This is a genomic window from Robinsoniella sp. KNHs210 (genome assembly GCF_000686105.1).
Taxonomy (GTDB): Bacteria; Bacillota; Clostridia; order Lachnospirales; family Lachnospiraceae; genus Robinsoniella; species Robinsoniella peoriensis.
Map to the genome: position 1 here is coordinate 5,726,771 of NZ_JMLZ01000002.1, position 23,254 is coordinate 5,750,024.

Here is a 23,254-nt window from a genome sequence, read left to right on the forward strand (position 1 = left end):
ACAAATACATATTAAAGGAGTGAAAGTTATGACATTAACACCTCAAGAATTACTTTGTGCTAAAGAATGGAACAAAATTATTAAAACCAATATTGAAAATGCATTAGGTTCAAAATTGGATGGAGAATTTGTGGCGGCAAATTATCCGGCAGGTTTTAATTATGCTGTAAAGCAGCAGTATTACAATGCGGATTCCTTATCAACATTAGATTCCCTTGTAACCCTTACGGACGAAATACCTACTCTCAGCGGTGCTTTTTCAAGTCTCTATAAAAATGTGATTGGAAATTTAGCTTATGGTTTCTCAACTAGTGACTTGGCAATGATGAATCAAGAAGAAACTTCACAGGCAGCATTAGTTGGAACAATCATTAATAATTATCAGCAAAGCGAGCTTGATGATTACCCGAAAGAATATCCCAGTATTATGTATATAATGAAACGAATAAAAGAAGTTACCGGTACGGACTATTTACATGTTGATATGAAGGTGTATCCGAATCTGGCACGGCTTTGCCGCAGTTTAAGTGAATATGCACGATTAGGCGTATTTACTAAAAAGATGGAAAATGCATGGAATGATGCAGATGACAGAATGAACGCAATTAATAATCATATTAGCTGCCCATCAGATGTAAATGGTGGTATAAAAACAGATGGGAATACATTTAACATTGGGTGGGACAAACTTCCCGAAACTGCTCAGATACTAGCAGAGCTAAAACAAGGCAGCACAGTGTCTTTCTCGCTTTCAACAAGTAATATCAGTGAAAGTACTAGTTCGCTGCATTTTGAAAACAGCGCTGTGGTTAAGATTCCGTTTAGCTGGTTTTTTAATGTTAAAGTCAATCATGAAAGCAGTTATGATTTGACAAAATATGCAAGACATGAATCGCAATTAGCAATTTCTATTACATTTAAAGGCATTACAACGCTCGGTTCGATACCGCAACTGTTAACTGCTAATAATGAAAAAGGTTGGTTTGCAAGTGATATTTTAGTTGAAGCTGCGGCTAAATCAGGCAAAGATACAACAGGTTACCAACTGCATGGCAGTGAGTTTGATTATAAAATACTATTCGGAAGAAATGGCAAGTTAAAAAGGTTAAAAACATTTGTAATCTCACAGCAACCGGTTATTGAACTGCATTTTAGTAAATTCGATTGTACGCAAATGAAAGAATTTTTCAAAGAGAATACGGGTGTGTCATTCAGCTTTTTTGGTGGAATTATAAGTGGCAGCCATAATAATAGCTATTCATTTTCGAATTATAATTATGATGAACAGAAACAAACGCTTGATGTATCAATTATTCCCGCACCTATCCGGGATTCAGGGTCTATCGGTAAACAAACTGCATTTATATTAGGTGGAGTTCCAGAAACATACGGGGAATATTAAAGAGTATTATAATTAAATTAATAAAAGGTTAGAACGGCTGGTCTCTCACATAGTCGTTCTGGCCTTTATTTTTGTATGGACGTTGTTGATACAATTATAAAAAATAGGAATATTGTCCATGTAAAGTCTTCCCTTTATCTATTCTAGTTTGCCGGATCTTTTGTTACAATAAATTTACAAAGAAACGAAAGAATGGGAGGAAATAAGAATGAGAAACAAAAAAACAAAGGTTTTATGTTCGGCAATTGCAATTTCCATAACAGCCGCTATGTTGGCAGGGTGTGGCGGGAACACAGGTGAGACGAAAGAAGGAACAAAGGCAGAGACAAAGCAGGAGACAAAAGCGGCAGATACCGATGAGGGCACAAAAGCAGCGGATACCAAGGCAGAAGAAAGCAAGGATGCAAAGAAAGAAGGCGGCATTACCTTAACGCTCTATGGAAATGCCGGAGATACCCAGAGACCGTTCATGCAGAATATTTTTAAACTGTATGAAGAAAAGACGGGAAACAAAATTGATGTTCAGGGAATCGATACGGATAATTTTGAAAACGTAGCGCTGACAAAATTCCAGACAGGTGATATCCCGGATTTATTCATGCATTTTGGCGGTTATGGCCTGGATGCTTATAACCCGAAAGAAAACTTTGTAGATTTTACGGATGCAAAATGGGTTTCGGATATTCAGGATAACGTACTGCCTCAGACAAAACGTGATGATGTAGTCTATGGACTTCCTTTCTGGGAAGCATCTTTATCCGGTACATTTTATAATAAGAAAATATTCGAAGAGCAGGGGATAGAAGTGCCAAAAACCCAGGAAGAATTTAACCAGGTCTGCCAGAAACTCATGGATGCAGGGATTACGCCTATGTACATGGCAGTGAAAGATGTATGGCCTATGCTTTATCAGTTTGGTATGGATCCGATCTTCCAGAATGAAGATAACTTAAAGAAGATCAATTCAAACCAGATAAAATACGCAGACATACCGGAAATGACAGATTTGGCAAACTGGTATAAAACCTCAGCAGATAAAGGATACTTTGGTAAATCATATAATACCGATACCTGGGATTACGCCTCAGAAGTATTGGGAAATGGGGAAGCTGCAATGATGTTAGGCTGGGATACCTGGCTGTATACGGATTATGACAGTGAATCCTATACTTATAAAGCAGATGATTTTGGAATTATGCCTGCATTTGTGGGTACTACCAAGGAAGGTACTTTTGAAGGGCCAAACTGCAGCCTGATGCTGGCGAATAAAAATGGTAAGAATGTGGACGCAGCTATTGATTTTATAAACTTTATGGCGGATCCGGAAAATTACAACGTGGCATTTGACGGCATTTCAACGGCGCCTTGTTTTAAAGGACAGACAACAATTAAAACAACTCCCCAGTATGATGCAGCAGTTGACTGGGTTGCAGAAGTTGGCAGACCATCCATTGCAAATCCTGAAATTATAGGTTTTTCCCAGAATGACGGCGGAAAATGTATTCAGGAACTGTTAGTTGGAAATGTAGATGCTGCAGGCTGTCTGAAAATGATGGATGATGCCCGTATTAAAGTGGCAACAGCACAGCAGGTTGAAGGATTTAAATAAACCGGAACATAGTAGTAAGGGATAAGAGCCCGGGATTCCCGGGCCCTGCTTCTCTGACTCTGGAGAGCCCCAAGGAAATGCAGAAAGGAGCATTTATGAATACAAAGAAGATTTATCCTACTTATATGCTGATTGTACCTTTGGCTGTGTTCGGTTTGTTTTTTATACTTCCGTCTACGATCGGTTATCTATATGCTTTTACAGACTGGAGTTCGTATGTCAGTGATGTAAAATTTGTTGGTATTAAGAATTTCATCGAGGTTATAACGGAGAAGACGGTTCCTACTGCATTTGTAAATACCCTGATTTTTGCAGGTGCAAAAACAGTGATTGTAACCGTTTTGGGGTTTGTGTTTGCACTGGTTTTAAACCGGAAATTAAAGACCAGAAATTTAATCCGTACAGTATATTTCGTACCGGCTATTTTATCAGCTTTAATCGTGGGTTTAATATTTAATGCACTATTTGAAGCCCGATATGGAACCATCAATAACCTGCTTCGCAGTATAGGTCTGGAACAGTTTGCCATTCAGTGGCTGGGAAGCCGCGGGCCTGCTATTTTTACAATTTCCATAGCAGAGATCTGGAGAAACCTGGGATATGCAATTGTAATTACACTGGCGGGTTTGCAGTCCGTTTCTTCTGATTACATAGAAGCGGCAAAAGTGGATGGCGCTTCCGGATGGCAGATGTTCCGCAAGATTACCCTTCCGCTGATTAAGCCGTCAGTAAATGTCAACATATTATTCAGCCTTATTTACGGACTTAAGATGTTTGATCTGGTTTACGTTATGACTTCCGGAGGACCGGGTTACGATACGGAGACTTTCGGAACGCTGATGATGAATGAAATGGCAAGAGGACGTTATTCCCATTCCGTTGCGATAAATCTTATTTTCACCGTAATTCTTGTAATTGTGGCCATTGTTTACCAGAAATTTAGTGAAAGGTGGGAGAATGTAGAATGAGTAAGAAGACAAAACGAATTAATATTCTGATTGAAATTATAATGTGGCTTCTTAGTATCGTCGTGATTTACCCCCTTTTGATGGTAGTGATTACATCCTTTAAGCCAAAAGGAGAAGCCAGTTACCTGAATATCAATTTTCCAACTGCATGGGCATTTGATAATTATGCAGAAGTTTGGGAGCAGGGACATATTCCCAGGGCATTTTTTAACAGTATGTTTATAACCGTATTATCCGTTTTGCTGGTTCTGGTGCTGGCATCTGTTTTCAGCTATGTACTGGTGAGGAGAAATACCAAAGCCTGCCGGATTATATCAAAATGCATGACTTTTGGTATTATTGCCCCATTTGCGGCGCTGCCCACGATTCAGATGCTGAAATATATGGGCTTATACGGTTCCAGAATATCCATGGTCTTTGTCTATGGAGCGTTGTATCTTCCGTTTTCAACAATGCTGTATTCCAGCTTTATCAAAGGGATTCCAAAGGAATTAGATGAAGCAGCTGTAATTGACGGGTCAAAGGGCGGTAAACTTTTCTGGCAGATTATTTTTCCGCTGTTAAAACCGGTGACGGCAACAACCGGAATACTGAATTTTATGTGGGTTTGGAATGATTTTCAATATCCGATGTATCTATTGAATTCATCCAGTAAGTGGACTCTGCCACTGTCCGTATATAATTTTTATGGTCAGTACAGCCGCAGCTGGAACCTTGTTTGTGCTGATATGGTATTGGTGTCCATACCGGTTGTGATTGTATATATATTTGCACAGAAATATATTATAGCGGGTATGACGGCAGGAGCTGTAAAGGGATAGGTGCGCCCAGGAAAGGGCGGATAGTTTAGCATGTAAGAAAGGAAAAGGTATGTGTAACCTTTTGGTGCAGTAATGAAAAAATTATATGATGGAACATGGGACTCCATAAGAACCCATGAATTGCCAAAGTGGTACCAGGATTGTAAGCTGGGGATTTTTATACATTGGGGAATTTATTCCGTGCCGGCTTTTGCTCCAAGGACATGGGAATTGGGAGAAGTACCGGGAGATGAGCAGTGGTTTTGCAATAATCCTTATGCGGAATGGTACTATAATTCCGTAAATGTAGGGCAGGGACCTACTTACGATCATCATTTGAAGACATACGGAAAGGATTTTGCCTATGAAGATTTCCTGCCCATGTGGAAGGCAGAAAACTGGAAGCCGGCTAACTGGGCGAAGCTGTTTAAAGAGGCAGGGGCAAAATATATTGTACTGGTTACGAAACATCATGACGGATTTTGTCTGTTTCCAAGTGCATATACCGATTACACTGCCATAAATAAAGGTCCGAAAAGAGATATTGTAGGAGAACTGACCAGAGCAGTCAAAGAGGAAGGGTTAAAAATGGGTCTTTATTATTCCGGAATTATAGACTGGAGATTTGCCCATGATCCTATTTATAAAGAGGAAGATAATTTTCATAAAGCCTGCCCCACACATGAATATGCGGATTATGCATATAAACAGGCAATGGAACTTATGGACCGCTATCATCCGTCTGTCTTCTGGAATGATATCGGGTGGCCGAAACAAGGGGAAGAGATGCTGCCCCATTTATTATCCCACTATTACAATACGGTGGAGGATGGTGTGGTTAATGATCGGTTTAATGGTCTTTATAAAGACTTTGGAACAAAAGAATATAAATATGGCGAAGCGGTAAGAGAAGAAAAATGGGAGATGTGCAGAGGTATGGGACTATCATTCGGATATAATGCAAATGAGGGTGATGACCAGCTGATCAGTACCGCTGATCTTATCAGTCTGCTGGTAAGTACCGTAGCCAATAACGGGAACCTGTTAATCAATATCGGACCAAAGGCAGATGGCACAATTCCTCCGGAACAGGAAAAAAGGCTGCAAATGCTGGGACAATGGTTAAAAACAAATGGAGAAGCCATCTATGGAACTGCCTGCAGCAAAAGGCACTCCCATACTGCATCTAATGGAATAGAGGTACATTATACAAAAAAAGGAGAAGATCTGTACATACTGCTGGATCACTGTCCCAAAGAAAGTTTTACAATTTCCATTCCTGAACTGGATCAGGTTCCGAAGCCACTCAATGAGAGTATCCATATCAGCGGACATAAAGTTGGGGAACATATGGAAATCACAGTCTTTAACCACAGGGTAGAAGACTATGTAATCGGATTGCTGGTTTCACAGGCGGAAATATAGATCTATACAAATTTAGATAAGTTTTTTCCACCCGTCTTAGAATATTGGAATTGCCCTGAATATTCTTTGATCTTATAATATTTATTATAACAATCAAAGGAAGGGGATAAGGCTATGAAATGGAAAAAAGTGTTGTCTGTATTGCTGTCTGCCGCTATGATAATGGGTACGGTATCACCGGGACTTGAAGTACGGGCTGCCGAGGATGCAGTCAGCAATGTAGCAGATATCAATAGCAGTATAGAAGACAACTATGCTGAAGAAGCAGGCAGTGATGCAGAAAATGAAAACAGCAGTGAACAGGAAACAAATGGCGATGCAACAGAGGCCGACAGTATCGGAAATGAAATCCTTAATGTACAAGAGGAAGACAGTATCGGAAAAGAAACCGGCGGTGTACAAGAGGAAGACAATACCGGTAAAGAATCCGGAGACGTAAAAGAGCAGGGGAAAATCGTATATTATGATTTTCAAAGCTATGACTCCACAATTATTAATGATGCTTCCGGAAATGGGAAAGCCGGTGTTGTTCGAAATTATGATGCAGGAGGATTTCGCATCATTGATACCAATATCTATGGGAAAGATGTTAAGGCACTATCACTTCCCGGGGGATCTGATGGAGGCTATCTGGAACTTCCGGTAGGCTTGCTGGATGGGGAAGAAAGCGTTACCATCAGTACCTGGGTGAAGCTTCTGACCGATACCGGTTACCAGAGGATCTGGGATCTGGGATCCGGCACAAGCTCCTATATGTATCTTTTATCTGACGGAGCAAATGATGGTTTTAAAGGATACAGTGCAGCCATAACCACAGGAGGCTGGAGCAGGGAGCAGGGAGTATCCAAAGGGAACAATGTAGATAAAAACAGATGGGTACTGACCACAGTAGTCATTGATGGCACCAATATGTCCCTGTATGAAAATGGATCTCTGGTGGAAACAAAGGATACCGGAATTTCGTTAAAAGATATGGGACACACTACCCAGAATTATATTGGTTATGGACAATTTGGTGATGATCCTACTAATGCACAGTACGCAGAATTTGAGATTTATAATTATGCAATGAATGCGGAACAGGTAGCCGCTATGTATGACGTGGATGATACCGGAATTGTGAATGGGGATGCAGCAGCGCTTAACTTGGGAGATCTCACCGCAGTTACCGCAGATCTGTCTCTGCCGGCAGCTGGAGAAAACGGATCCGTGATTGAATGGACCAGTTCTGACCCGGCGGTCATTGCCGATGACGGAAAAGTAGTCCGGCCGGCTGCAGGAGAACCGGATGCGCAGGTAACCCTCACCGCAACCGTAAAGTATCAGGAGGCAAGTGCTACAAAAGAATTCCGGGCAGTGGTACCTGCCATGCTTGGTGATAAAGCTATTGTAGCGCAGGATCTGGCTGAAATAAACCTGGTGGATTTAGACAGCGTGGTATCTAATCTGCAGCTGCCCACAGAAGGGAAAAATGGATCCGTAATTACCTGGGAAAGTTCCAGGCCGGATGTTATAGCCAACGATGGAAAAGTAATCCGTCCAGCGGCAGGACAGCCGGATGTGGAAGTATTGCTGACAGCTTCTGCCAGCTTTAAGACAGCTTCCGGCAATAAGGTATTTACCGCAACGGTTCTTGCAGAGGATGAGGAGGTTACCATCACGAACTATGAACCTGTCTATGTAACCACGAAAGCAGGTAATGTACCTTCCCTTCCTGATTCCATAAAGGTAACTTACAGCAACGGTAAGACAGGCAAAGTCAAAACGGTATGGAATACACCGGATAAAGGCGACTATGCTCAGCCTGGGAAATTTGAGGTAAAGGGCAGATTACTGGGTACAAAACAGGTAATTAAAGCAGAAGTAACTGTTGTAGAACAGCTTGATTCCGATATTGTACTTCAGGCAGAAGGATTTGATCTGAATGATATCACATTGGATGGTGATTCCATACTGACCCAGAACAGAAGCAGAACCCTGGAATACCTGAAACTTCTGGATAATGACAGAATGCTTTATAATTTCCGCAAGACTTTTGGCGCAGATACCAAAGGTGCTGCACCACTGGGAGGCTGGGACGAGCCAACCGGACTGTTAAGAGGGCATTCTACCGGTCACTATCTGTCGGCATTATCACTGGCATATGCATCCACAAAAGATGCAGAGATAAAAGAAAAGCTGGATGAAATGATCCATGAGCTGCGCAGCCTGCAAATGCTTTCCCAGGGAGATCCCGCAGCATTTAAGACAAAGGGTACGGATCAGAAAGTGTGGAATACAAATCCCCGGGAGTGGGGCGAAGGTTTTATCAGTGCTTATTCACCCGATCAGTTCGCGCTGCTAGAGCAGTATACGCCGTATGCCACTATATGGGCACCTTACTATACGCTCCATAAGATTATCGCAGGTTTTCTGGATGCATACACTTATGCAGGAAATGAAGAAGCATTAGAAGCGGCAAAAGCACTTGGCAAATGGGTATATCAGCGTCTCAGCGCGTGCTCCCAGGAGCAGCTTACCAAGATGTGGGATATGTATATTGCAGGTGAGCTTGGGGGATTTAATGAATCCATGGCAAAATTATATGAACTGACTGGTGACAATGATTACTTAAAAGGTGCCAGACTTTTTGATAACACCAAATTCTTTGACAATTTAAGTAAAAATGTTGACGATATCCAGGGGCGTCATGCCAACCAGCATATTCCCCAGATCATTGGAGCTATGGAAGTTTATCAGGCAACAGTTCAGGCAGGGCAGGAAGAACCCTACTATTTCCATGTGGCCAGCAATTTCTGGGATATGGTAGTTTCCAGATATGCCTATTCCATCGGAGGTGTAGGTACCGGTGAAAACTTTAAAGAACCATATAAGCAGGCAGAGTATATTAACGGAGATCGAAATTGTGAAACCTGCGCCGCTTATAATATGCTGAAACTTACGAAAATGCTGTATCAGTATGACGCAGATAATGCAAAATACATGGATTATTATGAAAGAACTCTTTACAATCAGATTATTGCATCCCAGAATCCAAATGTAACGGAAAAAATGCATAATGGAACTACATATATGCTTCCGATTGGACCTGGTGTTCGTAAAGATTACGGCGGAGATTACGATTCCTTTACCTGCTGCCACGGCACCGGTATGGAGAATCACGTAAAATATCAGGAAGCTGCCTATTACCAGGATGATACCACTATGTATGTTAACCTGTATCTGCCATCCAGCGTTACATGGCAGGAAAAGGGGGTTACGGTAACCCAGGATACGGAATTCCCTTCCGAGGTTACCACACTGACTGTTGCCAAGACCCAGGGGCAGACAGCATCTGCATTTGATATGAAGCTAAGAGTCCCTTACTGGGCAGAACAGGGATTTGAGGTTGCCGTAAATGGAAATAAGCAGATCGAACAGGCAGAACCAAGCTCCTATGTAACCTTAAATGGTGTAAAAGCAGGAGATGTGATCATGATCCGTACACCTTATGGATACCATCTGGACAAAACCCCGGATCAGCTGAGTGGTGCTGATGTGGCAAGTCTGATGTACGGACCGTTTGTTATGGTTGCTAAATCCGATTCCAGTAAATGGAAAACACTGGTATTATCCAATGTACTGGATCGTTCGATTAAAAAAGTAGAAGAAGAAAAGGTTCCTACCCTTGTTACAAACGGATTGACATTCCGCCCGATGTATGATGCATCCGATTACGCTTACCATACGTATTTTAAAATCATGTCGGGAGAAGGCAGCGGTGCTTATTATGAAGTAAACATCAGTAATTCCACACCGGAACGGGGAAGCTTTGAAGTGAACTCCGAGCTGGTAAAAGAAGGCAGTGACCTGATCATTACGGCAAAGCCCAATGAAGGATATAAAGTAAAGAAGCTGATGGTTGACGGGCAGCTGGTAACTATCGGTGCAGACAATACTTACACGGTAAAAAATGTACAGAAGAATACGGAAATTTCAGGATCATTTGCCCTTATTAATCCGCCGGCACAGGATAACAGTGCCGTAGAACAGACAGCAACAGTCAGTGCCCATTTTACAGCGGGGTGGGAAAATTTAAATGGAATAAAAAATCAAAAATTTAATCCTGCCGTTTCAAATGGTGGAATGGGAAAAGGATGGGGAAACTGGCCGCAGTCCAAAGGAGCACAGTGCTGGGTTGAGTATGAGTGGGATGCTCCGGTAACCATCAATGGAAGCAGTATTTTCTGGTATGATGACGGTGCAGACACCAGAGTTCCCGGAGAAATCAAATTTCAGTATGAAGATGAAAATGGAAGTGTTCAGGAAGCGGTGCTGACTTCAGATCCGGGAAAAGCAAAGAATATTGACCAATATAATCCCTTTACATTTAATACGTTTACCACAACCAGATTACGTCTGCAAATGACAGTAGCGGATAATGCAGCTGCTATCGGTATCTATCGCTGGGTTGTTACTTATGAAGATAATGAAAAACCTGTAGTAGATACTGCCAAATTAGCAGAAGCGATTGCAAAAGCAGAAGCAATGGATACCAAAGCTTATACAGATGCATCCGCAGCAGAATTAAAACGGGTGATCGAGGAAGTGAAAGGTCTTTTATCCAAAGAAGATATTACCGTAGAACAAGTAGAAGAAGGCTGTAAGAAGCTGGAAAATGCAGTGAATGGATTAGTTCTGAAACCCGTAGTAAAACCGGTGGACAAGAGCCGCCTGGTTTCCCTGGTGAGTGCATGCAGTAAAGAAAAACAGGATAATTATACGAAAGCCAGCTGGGATCAATTTATAAAAGCTTTAAACAGTGCCAAAGTCATCCTGGGAAAAGCAAATGCATCACAGCAGGAAATAGATAATATTCTGAAAACACTGACTTCATCTAAAGATAAACTTGTGAAGATAAAAATAGTGTCCACAAAGAAATTGACTATCGGGAAAAAAGAAAAAATTAAATTGTCTGCGTCCGGATATACCTTCAGCATTAAAAAAGGCAAAGGTGTTGTAACCGTAAACAAAAAGGGACAGGTACAGGGCAAAAAGACAGGAAAAGCAGTGATTCATGCAGTCAGCAAAAGCGGTAAGATGAAGATATGGAACATAACTGTTAAGAAAGCTCCGTCCAAGATCGTAAAACTGAATAAGAAGAGCGTTACTATAAAGAAAGGTAAAAAGTTTACAATTAAAGTAACACTTCCAAAGAATACAGCCAGTTACCGGTATACTTTCAAGACTACAAATAAAAAGATTGCAAGTGTCAGTTCATCCGGTGTAATCAAGGCGAAAAGAAAAGGCAGCTGTAAGATCTGGGTGTATACATTCAATGGAAAGAAAAAAGAAATCCGGGTTCAGGTAAAATAGCCGGGGGTAATGGAATAGCGTTTAATAAACAGACAGGTCAGGATAAATATTTAAATCCTGGCCTGTATTATCCGTGCAATAAATATAATTTTGTAGTACAATCAGAAGAAAAATGGTTGGGGGAATTCATATTAAAAAGATAAAATTTTTAACAGCATGGTCAGTTTTTCTGTTCCTGATTGCTGCAGTGCCTTCCATTAAAGTGCAGGCGGAAGGTCAGACGATAAAAGGCCAGATCTTATATTATAATTTTAAAGATATAAAGTCGGCTGTGATCGAGGATGTTTCCGGGCGGGGTAATGACGGGGTGATCAGAAATTATCAGGAGGACGGTGTACGGATCAGCACAGAAGTAATAAACGGAGTGCGATTAAATGCCCTGGATCTGCAGGGAGGAACCACGGGTGCATATCTGGAACTTCCATCCGGTATTTTAGAGAATGAGACGGAAATTACCGTCAGTACATGGGTTAATCTGCGGTCTTCTGCTCGGTACCAGAGAATTTGGGATTTTGGTAATAACCAGAGTTCTTATATGTATTTGCTTTCCAATGGTAATAATAAAGGTTTTAAAGGTTATGCCACAGCTATTACAAACCAGGGATGGACCCATGAAAGCGGAGTGGAAAAAGGCAGTGATTTTCCTCGAAACACCTGGGTTTTTACAACAGTAACTATAGAGGATAACCATATAACCCTTTATGAAAATGGAAAGGTGGTTGGAGAAGCCAGGACAAAGGCCAGCCTTTCAGAATTGGGGGCTACCAGAAATAATTATTTTGGGAAGGGACAATTTACGGATGATCCAATGAATGGCAAGCTGGCTGAGATTGCCATCTATAACTATGCCATGGATGAGATGCAGGTAGAAGCACTGTTTGAAAGCGGAATAAATGATCAGCTGGATCCCCTGGATGTTCGTATGGATGCAGACCGGCTGTTATACAGCTATCGCCAGAATTATAAGGTGGATACTAAAGGTGCCGTTCCTCTGACCGGATGGGAAAATCCGGCAGGATTGTTAAGAGGAAGGGCAGCCGGGGAATGGCTGACAAATCTGGCACAGAGCTATCAGTACAAGCAGGATCAAACCCTGAAGGAAAAAGCCTTCTATATGATACACGAGCTCAGGAGCCTGCAGCTTCTGTCAGAAGGAATGGGATGGGGAACGGGATATCTGGGTGCAGACAGTCCGGATCAAATCTCTCGTCTGGAGAACGGTAAGTCTTACCCTGAAACAGGGGCGCCATTTGCCGTTCTGGGCAGTCTGATGAATGGGCTTTTAGATACATACTGTACTATGGACAGTCAGGAGGCACTTGAGACGGCTCAGTGTCTGGGAAAATGGATCATAGAACGCAGCAGTAATTATACAAAAGGGCAGAAAAAAGCAATGTGGAGCCAGGATGTCAGCGGTGATACTCATGCTTTGGGCGGTGCCTTGGCGAGGCTGTCCAGTATTGTAAAGGATGAAGGTTATTTAAAAAGTGCCTGGAATTTTGTGCAGATGGAATGGTATACGGCTATGAAAGAGGGCAGAGACCGAATGAATCTGCTGTCTGTCCAGGCGGCGGTATCGCAGGCGGAAACCCTGCTTGAAATTTCATGCACAGATCCTGCAAATACAGAAGCGGCCAAAGCGGCTGCAAATTTTTGGAATATGGCAACTCAAGAATATACTTATGCCACCGGGATGACAGGTGTAAATGGCAGATTCAGAAATGAGAATCAGAAGATAGAAAACACAGTTTTAGAAAGAGAAAAAAATAAAAGGATCTGCCGCAGCATGCTGGAATTAACCTGGAAACTGCATCAGGTTAATCCATACAAAGCAGACTATATGGATTATTATGAAAACCTGTTAGGAAATCAACTTCAAGAAGATGGAGGATGTGAATATACCGATGCACTCAGGATATTCGAAGTCAGGGATAATATGGTAACCGTTAATCTGTACCGGACTGGAGAAAAAACACTCAGCGAACAGGGATTAAAAATTCTCATGGAAGCGGGCATATTCAGTGAAGAAGCAAAGCTTAAGGTTGAGAACCTGGATAAGCCGAACAATAGCAGGGTGCGTGTCAGATTCAGGATTCCATCCTGGTGTGGCAAAAATATGAGGATACAGGTAAATGGTGTGGAAACAGAAACGGTAGAAGAGCAAGGCTTTCGGGTGCTTCCAGAGCTTTCGGGCGGTGATGAAGTACAACTGCATCTTCCGTTCTCCTGTTATCTGAAAACGGGAAATAAGGATGAGGTGGCTGCGGTTATGTACGGTCCTTTTGTCATGGTGAGCGAAACGCCTGTTTATAAAGATACACTGATTCTCACAAAAAAGGTAACGGATATGACAGAACGGATCGGATATTCCATGCCTGCCCTTTCCATAAACGGAGTGAAATTTATACCTTACGCTGCATCTGTTTATTCAAACCGAAAAATCTATTATCAGATTCTTTACACAGAGAGTCCGGATAGCAAATGGTATGAAGTCAGGATTGAAGATGAGGGGATGGAAGGAGGAAGTATCCGGACGGACAGAGAGCTGGTATTTGAAAATCAACAGGTAAATATATACACAAATCCAAAAGAGGGGTATATGCTTCAAAATCTGATGGTAAATGGAAAAGAGGTAAAGGTTGAAGAAGACGGAAGCTTTCATATTGAAAAAGTGACAGGTGATCTGTCAGTTTCCGGCACCTTCACACAGAAAAATCCGTTGACAGTGCAAAGCGACAGTCTGGAACAGACGGCTTCGCTTAGCGCCCATTATACGGCTTCCTGGGAAAATTTAAATGGAATAAAAGATGCCGGATTCCACCCGGCTTCTTCCAATGAAGGAATGGGAAAGGGATGGGGAAACTGGCAGCAGCCTGCCGGTGCCTCCTGCTGGATTGCATATAACTGGATAGAACCCGTTGCAATAGGAGCCTGTGAAATATACTGGTATGATGATGAGGATGATACCGGGGCTCCTTCGGATTTCCATGTGGAATACCTGGATCAAAAAGGGGAATGGTGCAGGGCAGTCATGAAAACAGATGCAGGAAAATTACTAAATAAAGACCAGTATAACGGGTTTTCCCTGGAACCCGTAACCACAAAAGGACTGCGTCTGGTCATGACGGTAGCAGAGGATAAGCGGGCCACCGGAATTTACCGCTGGAAAGTGAGTGAGCGCGAAACGAAATGAAAAAATTAAAATTCAGTTCCTGGTTTTATAATCGGAAAATCTGGCAGAAACTGATTATTACGTTTGTGCTTGCAGTTCTGCTTCCCATCAGTATTTCCTGGTATGTCATGATGAGTATGAATCAAAAGCAAATGGAAAATAAAATCCAGGAATTAATGACCAGCCAGCTGGTGCAGATTTCAGAAAGGGTAGATCTGACTCTGGATATCTACATGAACCTGGTTTACCAGATGAATGTGGACAGCGGTCTGATTGATGAAATCAAAGGATTAAAAAGCAAGGACATTAACAAACAGGTGGAAAGCCGCCATAATATTTACAGCCGGCTGCAGGAATACAACAATTCAGTGGGAGGAATACGCTGTATCAGTGTCATCACTGCCAGTGGAACGGATGTAACTTATGATTGGGGGACAGCCTCCGTCAGAGAGAATATATGGAAAGATTATGTGGATCTGAGAGAAACTGCTGCCTATAAAAAAGCGCAGGAATCCACAGGGATTGCGATCCTGCCAACTGCTGTCATGGAGCAGGATGAGGAACAGCTGCATGTATTTCAGATAGCAAAAGCGATCTACGATCTTGATGAGCTGGAAAGTGAACCTATCGCAGCCATTGTAATGATCCTGGATGAAAGTATTCTGAAAAAACTATGTGAAAATGACAGGGAGATTGCATGGAACGGAATTAACTTTATACTGGATAGTCAGAGCCATATCATTACCTATCCTGATTCATTTTTTGCCGGTACGACCCTGGAGGCTAATCAAAATATCACAGATTTTATCAGGATGACAGGGGAAATGGAAGATAAAAAAATAGGGATTAGTACTTATGAAGATACAAAAACGGATTGGGTATATTATAATGCCTATGATCTGGAGAAGATCCTCGCTGAAATTAGCGATACAAGAAGGAATGCCCTGATTCTTGGAGGAATCCTGATTATATCCGCCTGCTTTCTGATTTCAGGCACAGTACGGAACATAGGTGATTCGGTAAAAACAATTATTACAGGAATCCAGGCGGTAAAAAGCGGCGATTTAAAAACAGAGATTCGACTGGAGTATAAAGACGAACTGGGAGAAATAGCCGAAAATTTTAACGACATGACAGAACGGGTTTCTATTTTGATAGAGGAAGTAGAAGGGGTTACCGAAAAACGAAAGAATGCGGAGATACGGGCATTGGAAGCGCAGATCAATCCTCATTTTCTGTATAATACCCTGGACTCTATCAACTGGCTGGCAATTAGCAGAGGTGAAGATGAAATCAGTGAAATGCTGAGAAATCTGGGCATTATTTTACGCTATAGTGTAAATAAAAGTAACATAGAGGTAAGCATAGCGGAAGTGGCGGACTGGATTGATAAATATATCAGCCTCCAGCAGATGCGTTTTGACCATGCCTTCGAGTTCCAGCTTACGGTACAGGAAGTATGCAAAGAATACAGGATCAAGAAACTGCTGATACAGCCATTCATAGAAAATGCGCTGATCCATGGTTTTAAAGGAATAGAAGAGGGTGGAATGCTGCGTGTGGATATTTCACTGACAGAAGAGGGAAAGCATATCTGCGTTATCATAGAGGATAATGGAAACGGGCTGGATCAGAGACAGGTGACAAAATATAATGACCGGTCTGCAGCTGTGGAGGAAGACCAGGAAAAGATCGGTTTAAATAATGTATTTTCCAGGATAGAGATGTATTATGGAGAGAAGGCTGACTGGAATGTAATTAGTATACCGGATATCGGCACTATCATTACCTTGCGGTTTCCGGCGAATAGAATAGAGGTAAAGATATGAGAATTGTAATTGTAGAAGATGAGAAAAAGGTGAGGGAGGGAATGGCTGCAATGATAGACAGCCACACCCGCCATACCGTAGCAGCGGAGGCAGCCAATGGAAAAGATGGACTGGAGATAATTCTAAAACTCAGGCCGGATCTGGTCATAACGGATATCCGCATGCCGGTTCTGGACGGACTGGAGATGATCAGAGCGTTAAAAGAGAAAAATTTGTCCTGCCATATTATTGTGTTAAGCGGGTATTCTGAATTTGAATACGCCAAAAAGGCCATCACCTACGGGGTAGACGAATATCTGCTGAAACCGTTGACCGCCTCCGACATCCAAAATGCTTTAAGAAAAGTGGAAGATAAGATGGAACAGGAAATTCTGGCATTGAAAGGGACTCCTGAGAGCTGCTTGCGGGATATTATTGAGGGAAACACGGAACCGGATCTGATCGAACTGTTTGAATTTCAGAAAAATATGAAATTTCTAATGGCAGCCTGTTATTTTGGAAGTATGACGAAAGAGTATGAAGACCGTGTGCACGAGTTTTTCCAATATAGTAAAGAGAATTTTCCTGACAAACATAACGGCAAAGAGAACGTTTCTTCAAACTTACATATTTACAGCTTTTATCAGGGAAACAGCAGGATTTACTATGCACTGATCAGTGGATTTGATTATCTGGATGAATTTGAAGAAGAAATCTACCGGAAATTAGTGAGAGAATACCGGGGGAAAAGCAGGCACCCGCTATGGGCATGTACGCATTTTTCGGATAGTGGAAAGATTTACCAGTGTGCAGAGGAGTTAAAGGGTTATCTGGACTATGGGATTACGGCACCGGGCTTCCCGGGATGGTATACCGGTCATTTTGCAGAGGAATGTAAGTGGGAGCAGTTTAAAACTCCGGTACAGATTCTGCAGAAAATAAAGTCAGATATCTGTCAGGAGCATATGGAAGAAGCGGGTAAGAATTTAGATCTTCTGGCAGAATACCTGCAAGGGCATTCCTTCCGCAAAGAAGAGATTCGCCAGGCACTGATCCGGTGCTATTTTATGGTGACCGGACTGCTGCAGGATCTGGATAAAAAGCGATTCCAGAAACTGCAGAGCTACAATCTGGAGCATTCATTAAACCAGATTATGACCTGGGAAGAAATGAAACAGAATTTTGGCAGGATACGGGATGTGCTAATGCAGGGAACGGCCAGGAGGCAGGATATCAGTAACTATATTATCGTGAAGGTACTTAATTATATACAGGAACACTACAGTGAAAAAATAGTTTTAGATGAAATTGCAGTACAGATGGGACTGACACCGGAATATTTAAGCACGCTGTTTAACCGGGAGGTAAAAGAGAATTTTACAGTGTTTTTGAAGAAATTCCGTATCGACCATGCCAAACGTCTTTTGACAGGAACCGATATGAAAATCTATGAGGTGGCACAGGAGGTGGGATACAGCGATGCTAAATATTTTATCAAAGTATTTAAAGAAAAGGAAGGAATATCACCGGGAGATTATCGCGAAATGCAGCATTAGTATGGCATTCTTGTGTCTGACAGGGCTTTTGTACGGCTGCAGCGCAGGGAAAGGCTCCATAGCGGAAACATCCATATCAGAGGACGGTAAAGAAACGCTGGTTTTATGGTCTTATTATGAAACAAAGGAGCAGCAGGACAGTCTGGACCGGCTCATCGAGGCATTCAACACCTCTCAGGGGAGATACCGGATGAAATGGGAATACCATGGACCCGTCATTGAGTTTGACAAAAAGCTTGCCCTTGCCCTGACCGAAAAAGAAATGCCGGATCTCGTTATTGCGGACCAGTCAAATATGCAGGCATATATCAGCAAAGGATTATTAGAAGATATCACATCTTACGTACAGTATTCCGGAAAAGAACCTGAGTATTTTGAGGCGGCGCTTGGGGCTGCGAAAAGTCAGGACCGGTATTATGGGCTTCCGTTCTGCTGCAATACGGCTGCACTGTTTTATAACAAAGACTATCTGGCAAAAGCGGGTATCGAAGCCCCTGAGAATCTGCATGAATTTGTTCTTGCTGCAAAAGTGTTGTCTGACGGAGATACCTATGGCTTTGGTATGTCAGCAGCCAGAGGCAGCCAGTCCGCATCCCAGATCCTTCCCTGGGTTATTTCCACTGGGGACAGCGAGAATGTGCTGGAGCGTGATGATACCCTGAATTTTTTTGCAGTCATACAGGAACTGGTGCAGTCCGGTTCCATGCCAAAAGAATGCATCAATTGGTCTGGGAATGATGTGGCACGCAGTTTTCTGGCCGGTGAAATTGCCATGATGGAAAACAGTATGGATGTTCTTCCGCTTCTGGAAAAAAGCAGTGTTTCCACAGGAGTCGTAAAACTCCCCTCCGGAGAAGGAAGAAAAAGTATGGCAGGCGGTGAAAATATTGGAATCCTGAAAGGCAAAAATAAAACAGGCGCTCTGGCATTCCTGGATTTTTATCTGGATGACCCGGTTATGGAGCAAATCTGCGGTCCCCAATTTGGACTGGCCCCTAAAAAAGAACTTGCAAGAAAACAGGCAGAGAAAGATTCCAGGTACAAAGTGTTTGAAGAAGAACTGGAAAACAGTATCAGCAGAAATAGTTATGCTCAGTGGTCTGCGTCGTCGGATAAGTTGTCGGAGGCTTTGATTGAAATCATTCTGGAGAAACGAAAAATTGGGTTTCGCTGAGGAAAGACGCTTTGTATAATATTAGGTAGTGTACGGAAAGATGGGAGTGGGAAACTTGTATGGACTTCGTCAGCTGGCCGCAGAACTGGTATTTTCTAACCTTTCCGAAGCGCTTTTTGGCGGCACGCGGGCATTCACCGGGAAATCCTGATGCATTTCCCGGTTCAGTGCCCGCTTAGTATCCGATGGGAGCCAGTCGAATACTATCCGCCAAAAAACACTCCGGAAAGGTAAGTAAATACTCAGTTCTGCTCTACGCTTCCTCCGTCCATACAAGTTTCCCACTCCCATCTTTCCGAGATCCAGGTTGTTGCCACAAAGCTGGTTTTCTCAGTAGGGTGGAGACCCTTGGGCTGTGACGTGATGTTCGTTTTTGGATGCAGGCATTGTGATTTTTGGCAGTTCAGTGTGAAAGGGGGATAATAAGACGAAATTTTACCTGCTTTCCTGGTCACAGACTTAACTGGATGTAGGTACTATAACCACAAATATACTGTAGTAGAATTTAGATACAGTTCAGAGTGATAACATCCAGCCGGTTTATTGGTTTTTAAGTGTTCTATGCCAATAGCGTTCAGCATGCCAAACGCCCGGGGTCCAATCATGCTGAGAAAACCAGCTTTGTATCAATAAACTGGATCCCGGAAAGAGAAGGGGGCGGACCATGGCAGGCGTTTGGAAGGCGTATAGCAGATCTGAGCATTTACTTACCTTGCCGGAGTGTTTTTTGGCGGATAGTATCCGACTGGCTCCCATCGGATACTAAGCGGGCAGTGAGCTGCGAAATGCATCAGGATTTCGGAGCGAATGCCCGCGTGCCGCCAAAAAGCGCTTCGGGAAGGTTAGAAAATGCCAGTTCTGCGGTAAGCCTTCCAAACGCCTGCCATGGTCCGCCCCCTTCTCTTTTCGCGCACTACATCTATCTACAAAGCGTCCTCTTCCCAGCGAAACCCAAATTTAAAGTAGTTATCCCCATAAAATTCTAGCATTCCTCTTTTTTTTATGCTATGATATCAAATAGTGGGATTTTCTGTCCCAAAATGTTAAAATAAAGAATGAGGTATCTATAGAGATGAGATGGAATAAATTTACGTTAAAAACCCTGACTGAGGCGGAAGATATTGTCATATCTACTTTAGCTGATGTTGGAGTAGAAGGGGTAGAGATTGAAGATAAAGTACCCCTTACCGAATCGGATAAACAGCAGATGTTCGTGGATATTCTTCCGGATGGTCCGGAAGATGACGGGATTGCTTATTTAAGCTTTTATCTGGAAGAAGATGTAGATAAGGAAGAGATGCTGAAAAATGTCCGCAGGGAATTGGAAGAACTTCGTACCTTTATCGATATCGGTGAAGGTACAATTGTTGAGAGCCAGACGGAGGATAAGGACTGGATTAACAATTGGAAACAATATTTCCATCAGTTCTATGTGGATGATATTCTGATTATACCATCCTGGGAAGAAGTAAAGGAAACAGATGAGGATAAAATGATTATCCATATCGATCCGGGTACGGCATTCGGTACAGGTATGCATGAGACCACGCAGCTTTGTATGCGTCAGCTGAAAAAGTATGTGAATTCAGATACGGAAATTCTGGATGTAGGTACGGGAAGCGGCATTTTATCTATTGTTGCCATTAAGCTTGGCGCCAAACATGCAGTGGGAACGGATCTGGATCCCTGTGCCATCAATGCTGCAAAAGAAAATCTGGAAGTGAATGAGATTGCAGCTGAGAAAATGGATGTTATGATTGGTAATATCATCGATGATAAAAATATTCAGGATCAGGTGGGTTATGAAAAGTATGACATCGTGGCGGCTAACATTCTGGCGGATGTGCTGGTGCCGCTGACACCGGTAATTATACACCAGATGAAGAAAGGCGGTATCTATATTACATCCGGTATCATTGATGATAAAGAAGAATGTGTTGTAGAAGCAGTCAAAGCTGCAGGTCTGGAAGTAGTGGAAGTGACACACCAGGGCGAGTGGGTTTCTGTAACGGCCAGAAAGAATTAGGTGGGTTCATGTATCATTTTTTTGTATCTCCGGAACAGATTGGAGAAAAAGAAATTATAATAAACGGTGACGATGTAAACCATATTAAAAATGTATTGCGGATGAATATCGGTGAGCAGATCAGTATCAGCAGCGGACAGGACAATAAGGAATACCGATGTGAAATTACAGAATATGACACAAATGCAGTCCGGGCTAAAATCATGTGGGTGGAAGAAGCCGGTATGGAACTTTCCTCTAAGATTTATCTTTTTCAGGGGCTGCCAAAGAATGATAAAATGGAACTTATCATACAGAAAGCAGTGGAACTGGGTGTATACGAGATTATTCCTGTGGCAACCAGACGCGCGGTTGTTAAGCTGGATGCGAAAAAGGAAGAGTCCAAGAGAAAGCGTTGGAACAGCATATCCACAAGTGCCGCAAAGCAGTCCAAACGTTCCGTGATTCCGATGGTGACTAAGGTGATGAGTTTTAAAGAAGCTGTCATTTATGCAAACGAAATGGACATTAAACTAATCCCATATGAACTGGCATCCGGAATGCAGAAGACAAAAGATGTCATAGGCAATATCCAAAAAGGACAGTCTATTGGAATCTTTATAGGTCCGGAAGGTGGATTTGATGAAGCGGAAGTAGAAGCGGCAAGAGAGGCAGGAGCTGTGCCGATTACACTGGGAAAGCGTATTTTGAGAACGGAAACAGCAGGTATGACAGTCTTGTCAATACTTATGTTTACTCTGGAGGACTAGAAATAATGGAAGCATATTTAGATAATTCAGCTACCACCAGATGCCTGGAAAGTGTAAAAGATATAGTCGTGAAAACGATGATGGACGATTATGGGAATCCTTCTTCCAAGCATCTGCGCGGTGTAAATGCTGAGAAATATATAAAAGAGGCAAGAGATGTAATTGCAAAAACCATGAAAGTAAATGAAAAAGAAATTTTCTTTACTTCTGGCGGAACAGAATCAAATAATTGGGCACTCATAGGAGCGGCAATGGCGAATAAGCGTGCCGGAATGCATGTGATCACTACGGCAATTGAGCATCCGGCAGTGATCCAGCCGATGCAGTATCTGGCTGAGCAGGGATTTCGGGTAAGCTACATTCCGGTGGGGCGTGATGGAAAGCTGAATATGCAGGCGCTGGAAGAGGCTGTCTGTGATGAAACAATCCTGATTTCCGCCATGTATGTAAATAACGAGATGGGAGCGGTTCAGCCAATAGAAGAAATAGCCGCTTTGATTAAGAAGAAAAAACCCGGGATACTCTTCCACGTTGATGCCATTCAGGCATATGGGAAATACCGTATTCTGCCTAAAAAAATGGGAATTGATATGTTGTCTGTAAGTGCACATAAGATTCATGGACCCAAAGGCGTGGGCTTTTTATATGTCAATGAAAAAGTGAAGATAAAGCCTCTGATTCTGGGAGGCGGTCAGCAAAAAGGAATGCGTTCCGGTACCGATAATGTCTCTGGTATAGCGGGGCTTGGTGTGGCGGCCAAAGAGGCTTACACAGACTTTGAAGAAAAGATCAGCCATTTGTACCGGATAAAAGATCTGTTTATAAAAGGGGTAAGTGAGATACCGGATACGGTGGTTAACAGCCGGGAGGGTAAGTTTGGCGCACCCCAGATTGTAAGTGTGAGCTTTCGTGGAATCCGAAGTGAGGTGCTGCTTCATGCATTGGAGGAAAAGGAGATCTATGTTTCGTCGGGGTCGGCGTGCTCATCTAATAAGAAGCTGCCCATCAGCACAGTGTTAAAAGAAATCGGTCTGGAAAAAGATCTGCTGGAAACGACGGTGCGATTTAGCTTCAGTCATTTTACTACGGATGAAGAGATAGCATATTGTCTGAAAGAATTAAATAAAATAGTGCCTGTTCTGAGGAAATACTCCAGGCATTAGAGCTTGTTTTGCATACCGCTGCACCTTTTGAATTAGGCATACTTAAA

Annotated in this window: 14 protein-coding genes; all 14 read left to right on the plus strand. The window is 42.6% G+C overall.

The window, feature by feature from the left end; genetic code table 11:
• The first annotated feature begins 28 nt into the window (after nucleotides 1-28).
• On the plus strand, nucleotides 29-1,402 hold the full coding sequence (locus CD03_RS0131330) for a hypothetical protein (RefSeq protein ID WP_027296998.1): 1,374 nt from the start codon (nucleotides 29-31) through the stop codon (nucleotides 1,400-1,402).
• Nucleotides 1,403-1,610: 208 nt separating this feature from the next.
• Complete coding sequence (locus CD03_RS35475) at nucleotides 1,611-3,011, plus strand: ABC transporter substrate-binding protein (RefSeq protein WP_044289794.1); 1,401 nt, start codon at nucleotides 1,611-1,613, stop codon at nucleotides 3,009-3,011.
• Between the two features lie 95 nt (nucleotides 3,012-3,106).
• Nucleotides 3,107-3,979 (plus strand): carbohydrate ABC transporter permease, encoded by an 873-nt coding sequence (locus CD03_RS0131340; RefSeq protein WP_027296999.1) that lies wholly within the window; start codon nucleotides 3,107-3,109, stop codon nucleotides 3,977-3,979.
• On the plus strand, nucleotides 3,976-4,800 hold the full coding sequence (locus CD03_RS0131345) for a carbohydrate ABC transporter permease (protein ID WP_027297000.1): 825 nt from the start codon (nucleotides 3,976-3,978) through the stop codon (nucleotides 4,798-4,800). The genes CD03_RS0131340 and CD03_RS0131345 overlap by 4 nt, the downstream gene beginning before the upstream one ends.
• 72 nt (nucleotides 4,801-4,872) lie before the next feature.
• Nucleotides 4,873-6,204, plus strand: a complete 1,332-nt coding sequence (locus tag CD03_RS0131350) for an alpha-L-fucosidase (protein WP_027297001.1) — start codon at nucleotides 4,873-4,875, stop codon at nucleotides 6,202-6,204.
• 114 nt (nucleotides 6,205-6,318) lie between these two features.
• Nucleotides 6,319-11,559 carry a beta-L-arabinofuranosidase domain-containing protein gene (locus CD03_RS36665; RefSeq protein ID WP_052378065.1) on the plus strand — a complete coding sequence of 1,747 codons (5,241 nt, stop codon included), beginning with the start codon at nucleotides 6,319-6,321 and terminating at the stop codon, nucleotides 11,557-11,559.
• 112 nt (nucleotides 11,560-11,671) lie between these two features.
• Entirely contained in the window at nucleotides 11,672-14,752 is a 3,081-nt protein-coding gene (locus tag CD03_RS0131360) for a beta-L-arabinofuranosidase domain-containing protein (protein ID WP_027297002.1), read from the plus strand.
• Nucleotides 14,749-16,560 carry a cache domain-containing sensor histidine kinase gene (locus CD03_RS0131365; RefSeq protein ID WP_027297003.1) on the plus strand — a complete coding sequence of 604 codons (1,812 nt, stop codon included), beginning with the start codon at nucleotides 14,749-14,751 and terminating at the stop codon, nucleotides 16,558-16,560. The genes CD03_RS0131360 and CD03_RS0131365 overlap by 4 nt, the downstream gene beginning before the upstream one ends.
• Nucleotides 16,557-18,095: a response regulator transcription factor gene (locus CD03_RS0131370; protein ID WP_027297004.1), complete on the plus strand. Its 1,539-nt coding sequence runs from the start codon at nucleotides 16,557-16,559 to the stop codon at nucleotides 18,093-18,095. Before CD03_RS0131365 ends, CD03_RS0131370 begins: the two co-directional genes overlap by 4 nt.
• Complete coding sequence (locus CD03_RS35485; protein ID WP_052378066.1) at nucleotides 18,019-19,269, plus strand: ABC transporter substrate-binding protein; 1,251 nt, start codon at nucleotides 18,019-18,021, stop codon at nucleotides 19,267-19,269. The genes CD03_RS0131370 and CD03_RS35485 overlap by 77 nt, the downstream gene beginning before the upstream one ends.
• A gap of 28 nt (nucleotides 19,270-19,297) precedes the next feature.
• The gene (locus CD03_RS39110) at nucleotides 19,298-19,420 is read left to right on the plus strand and encodes a hypothetical protein (protein ID WP_255348087.1); all 123 of its coding nucleotides are present in this window, start codon (nucleotides 19,298-19,300) and stop codon (nucleotides 19,418-19,420) included.
• Nucleotides 19,421-20,341: 921 nt separating this feature from the next.
• Nucleotides 20,342-21,295 (plus strand): 50S ribosomal protein L11 methyltransferase, encoded by a 954-nt coding sequence (gene prmA, locus CD03_RS0131385; protein ID WP_027297005.1) that lies wholly within the window; start codon nucleotides 20,342-20,344, stop codon nucleotides 21,293-21,295.
• Nucleotides 21,296-21,303: 8 nt separating this feature from the next.
• The gene (locus tag CD03_RS0131390; protein ID WP_027297006.1) at nucleotides 21,304-22,044 is read left to right on the plus strand and encodes a 16S rRNA (uracil(1498)-N(3))-methyltransferase; all 741 of its coding nucleotides are present in this window, start codon (nucleotides 21,304-21,306) and stop codon (nucleotides 22,042-22,044) included.
• Between the two features lie 5 nt (nucleotides 22,045-22,049).
• Nucleotides 22,050-23,207 carry a cysteine desulfurase family protein gene (locus CD03_RS0131395; RefSeq protein ID WP_027297007.1) on the plus strand — a complete coding sequence of 386 codons (1,158 nt, stop codon included), beginning with the start codon at nucleotides 22,050-22,052 and terminating at the stop codon, nucleotides 23,205-23,207.
• Nucleotides 23,208-23,254: the final 47 nt, after the last annotated feature.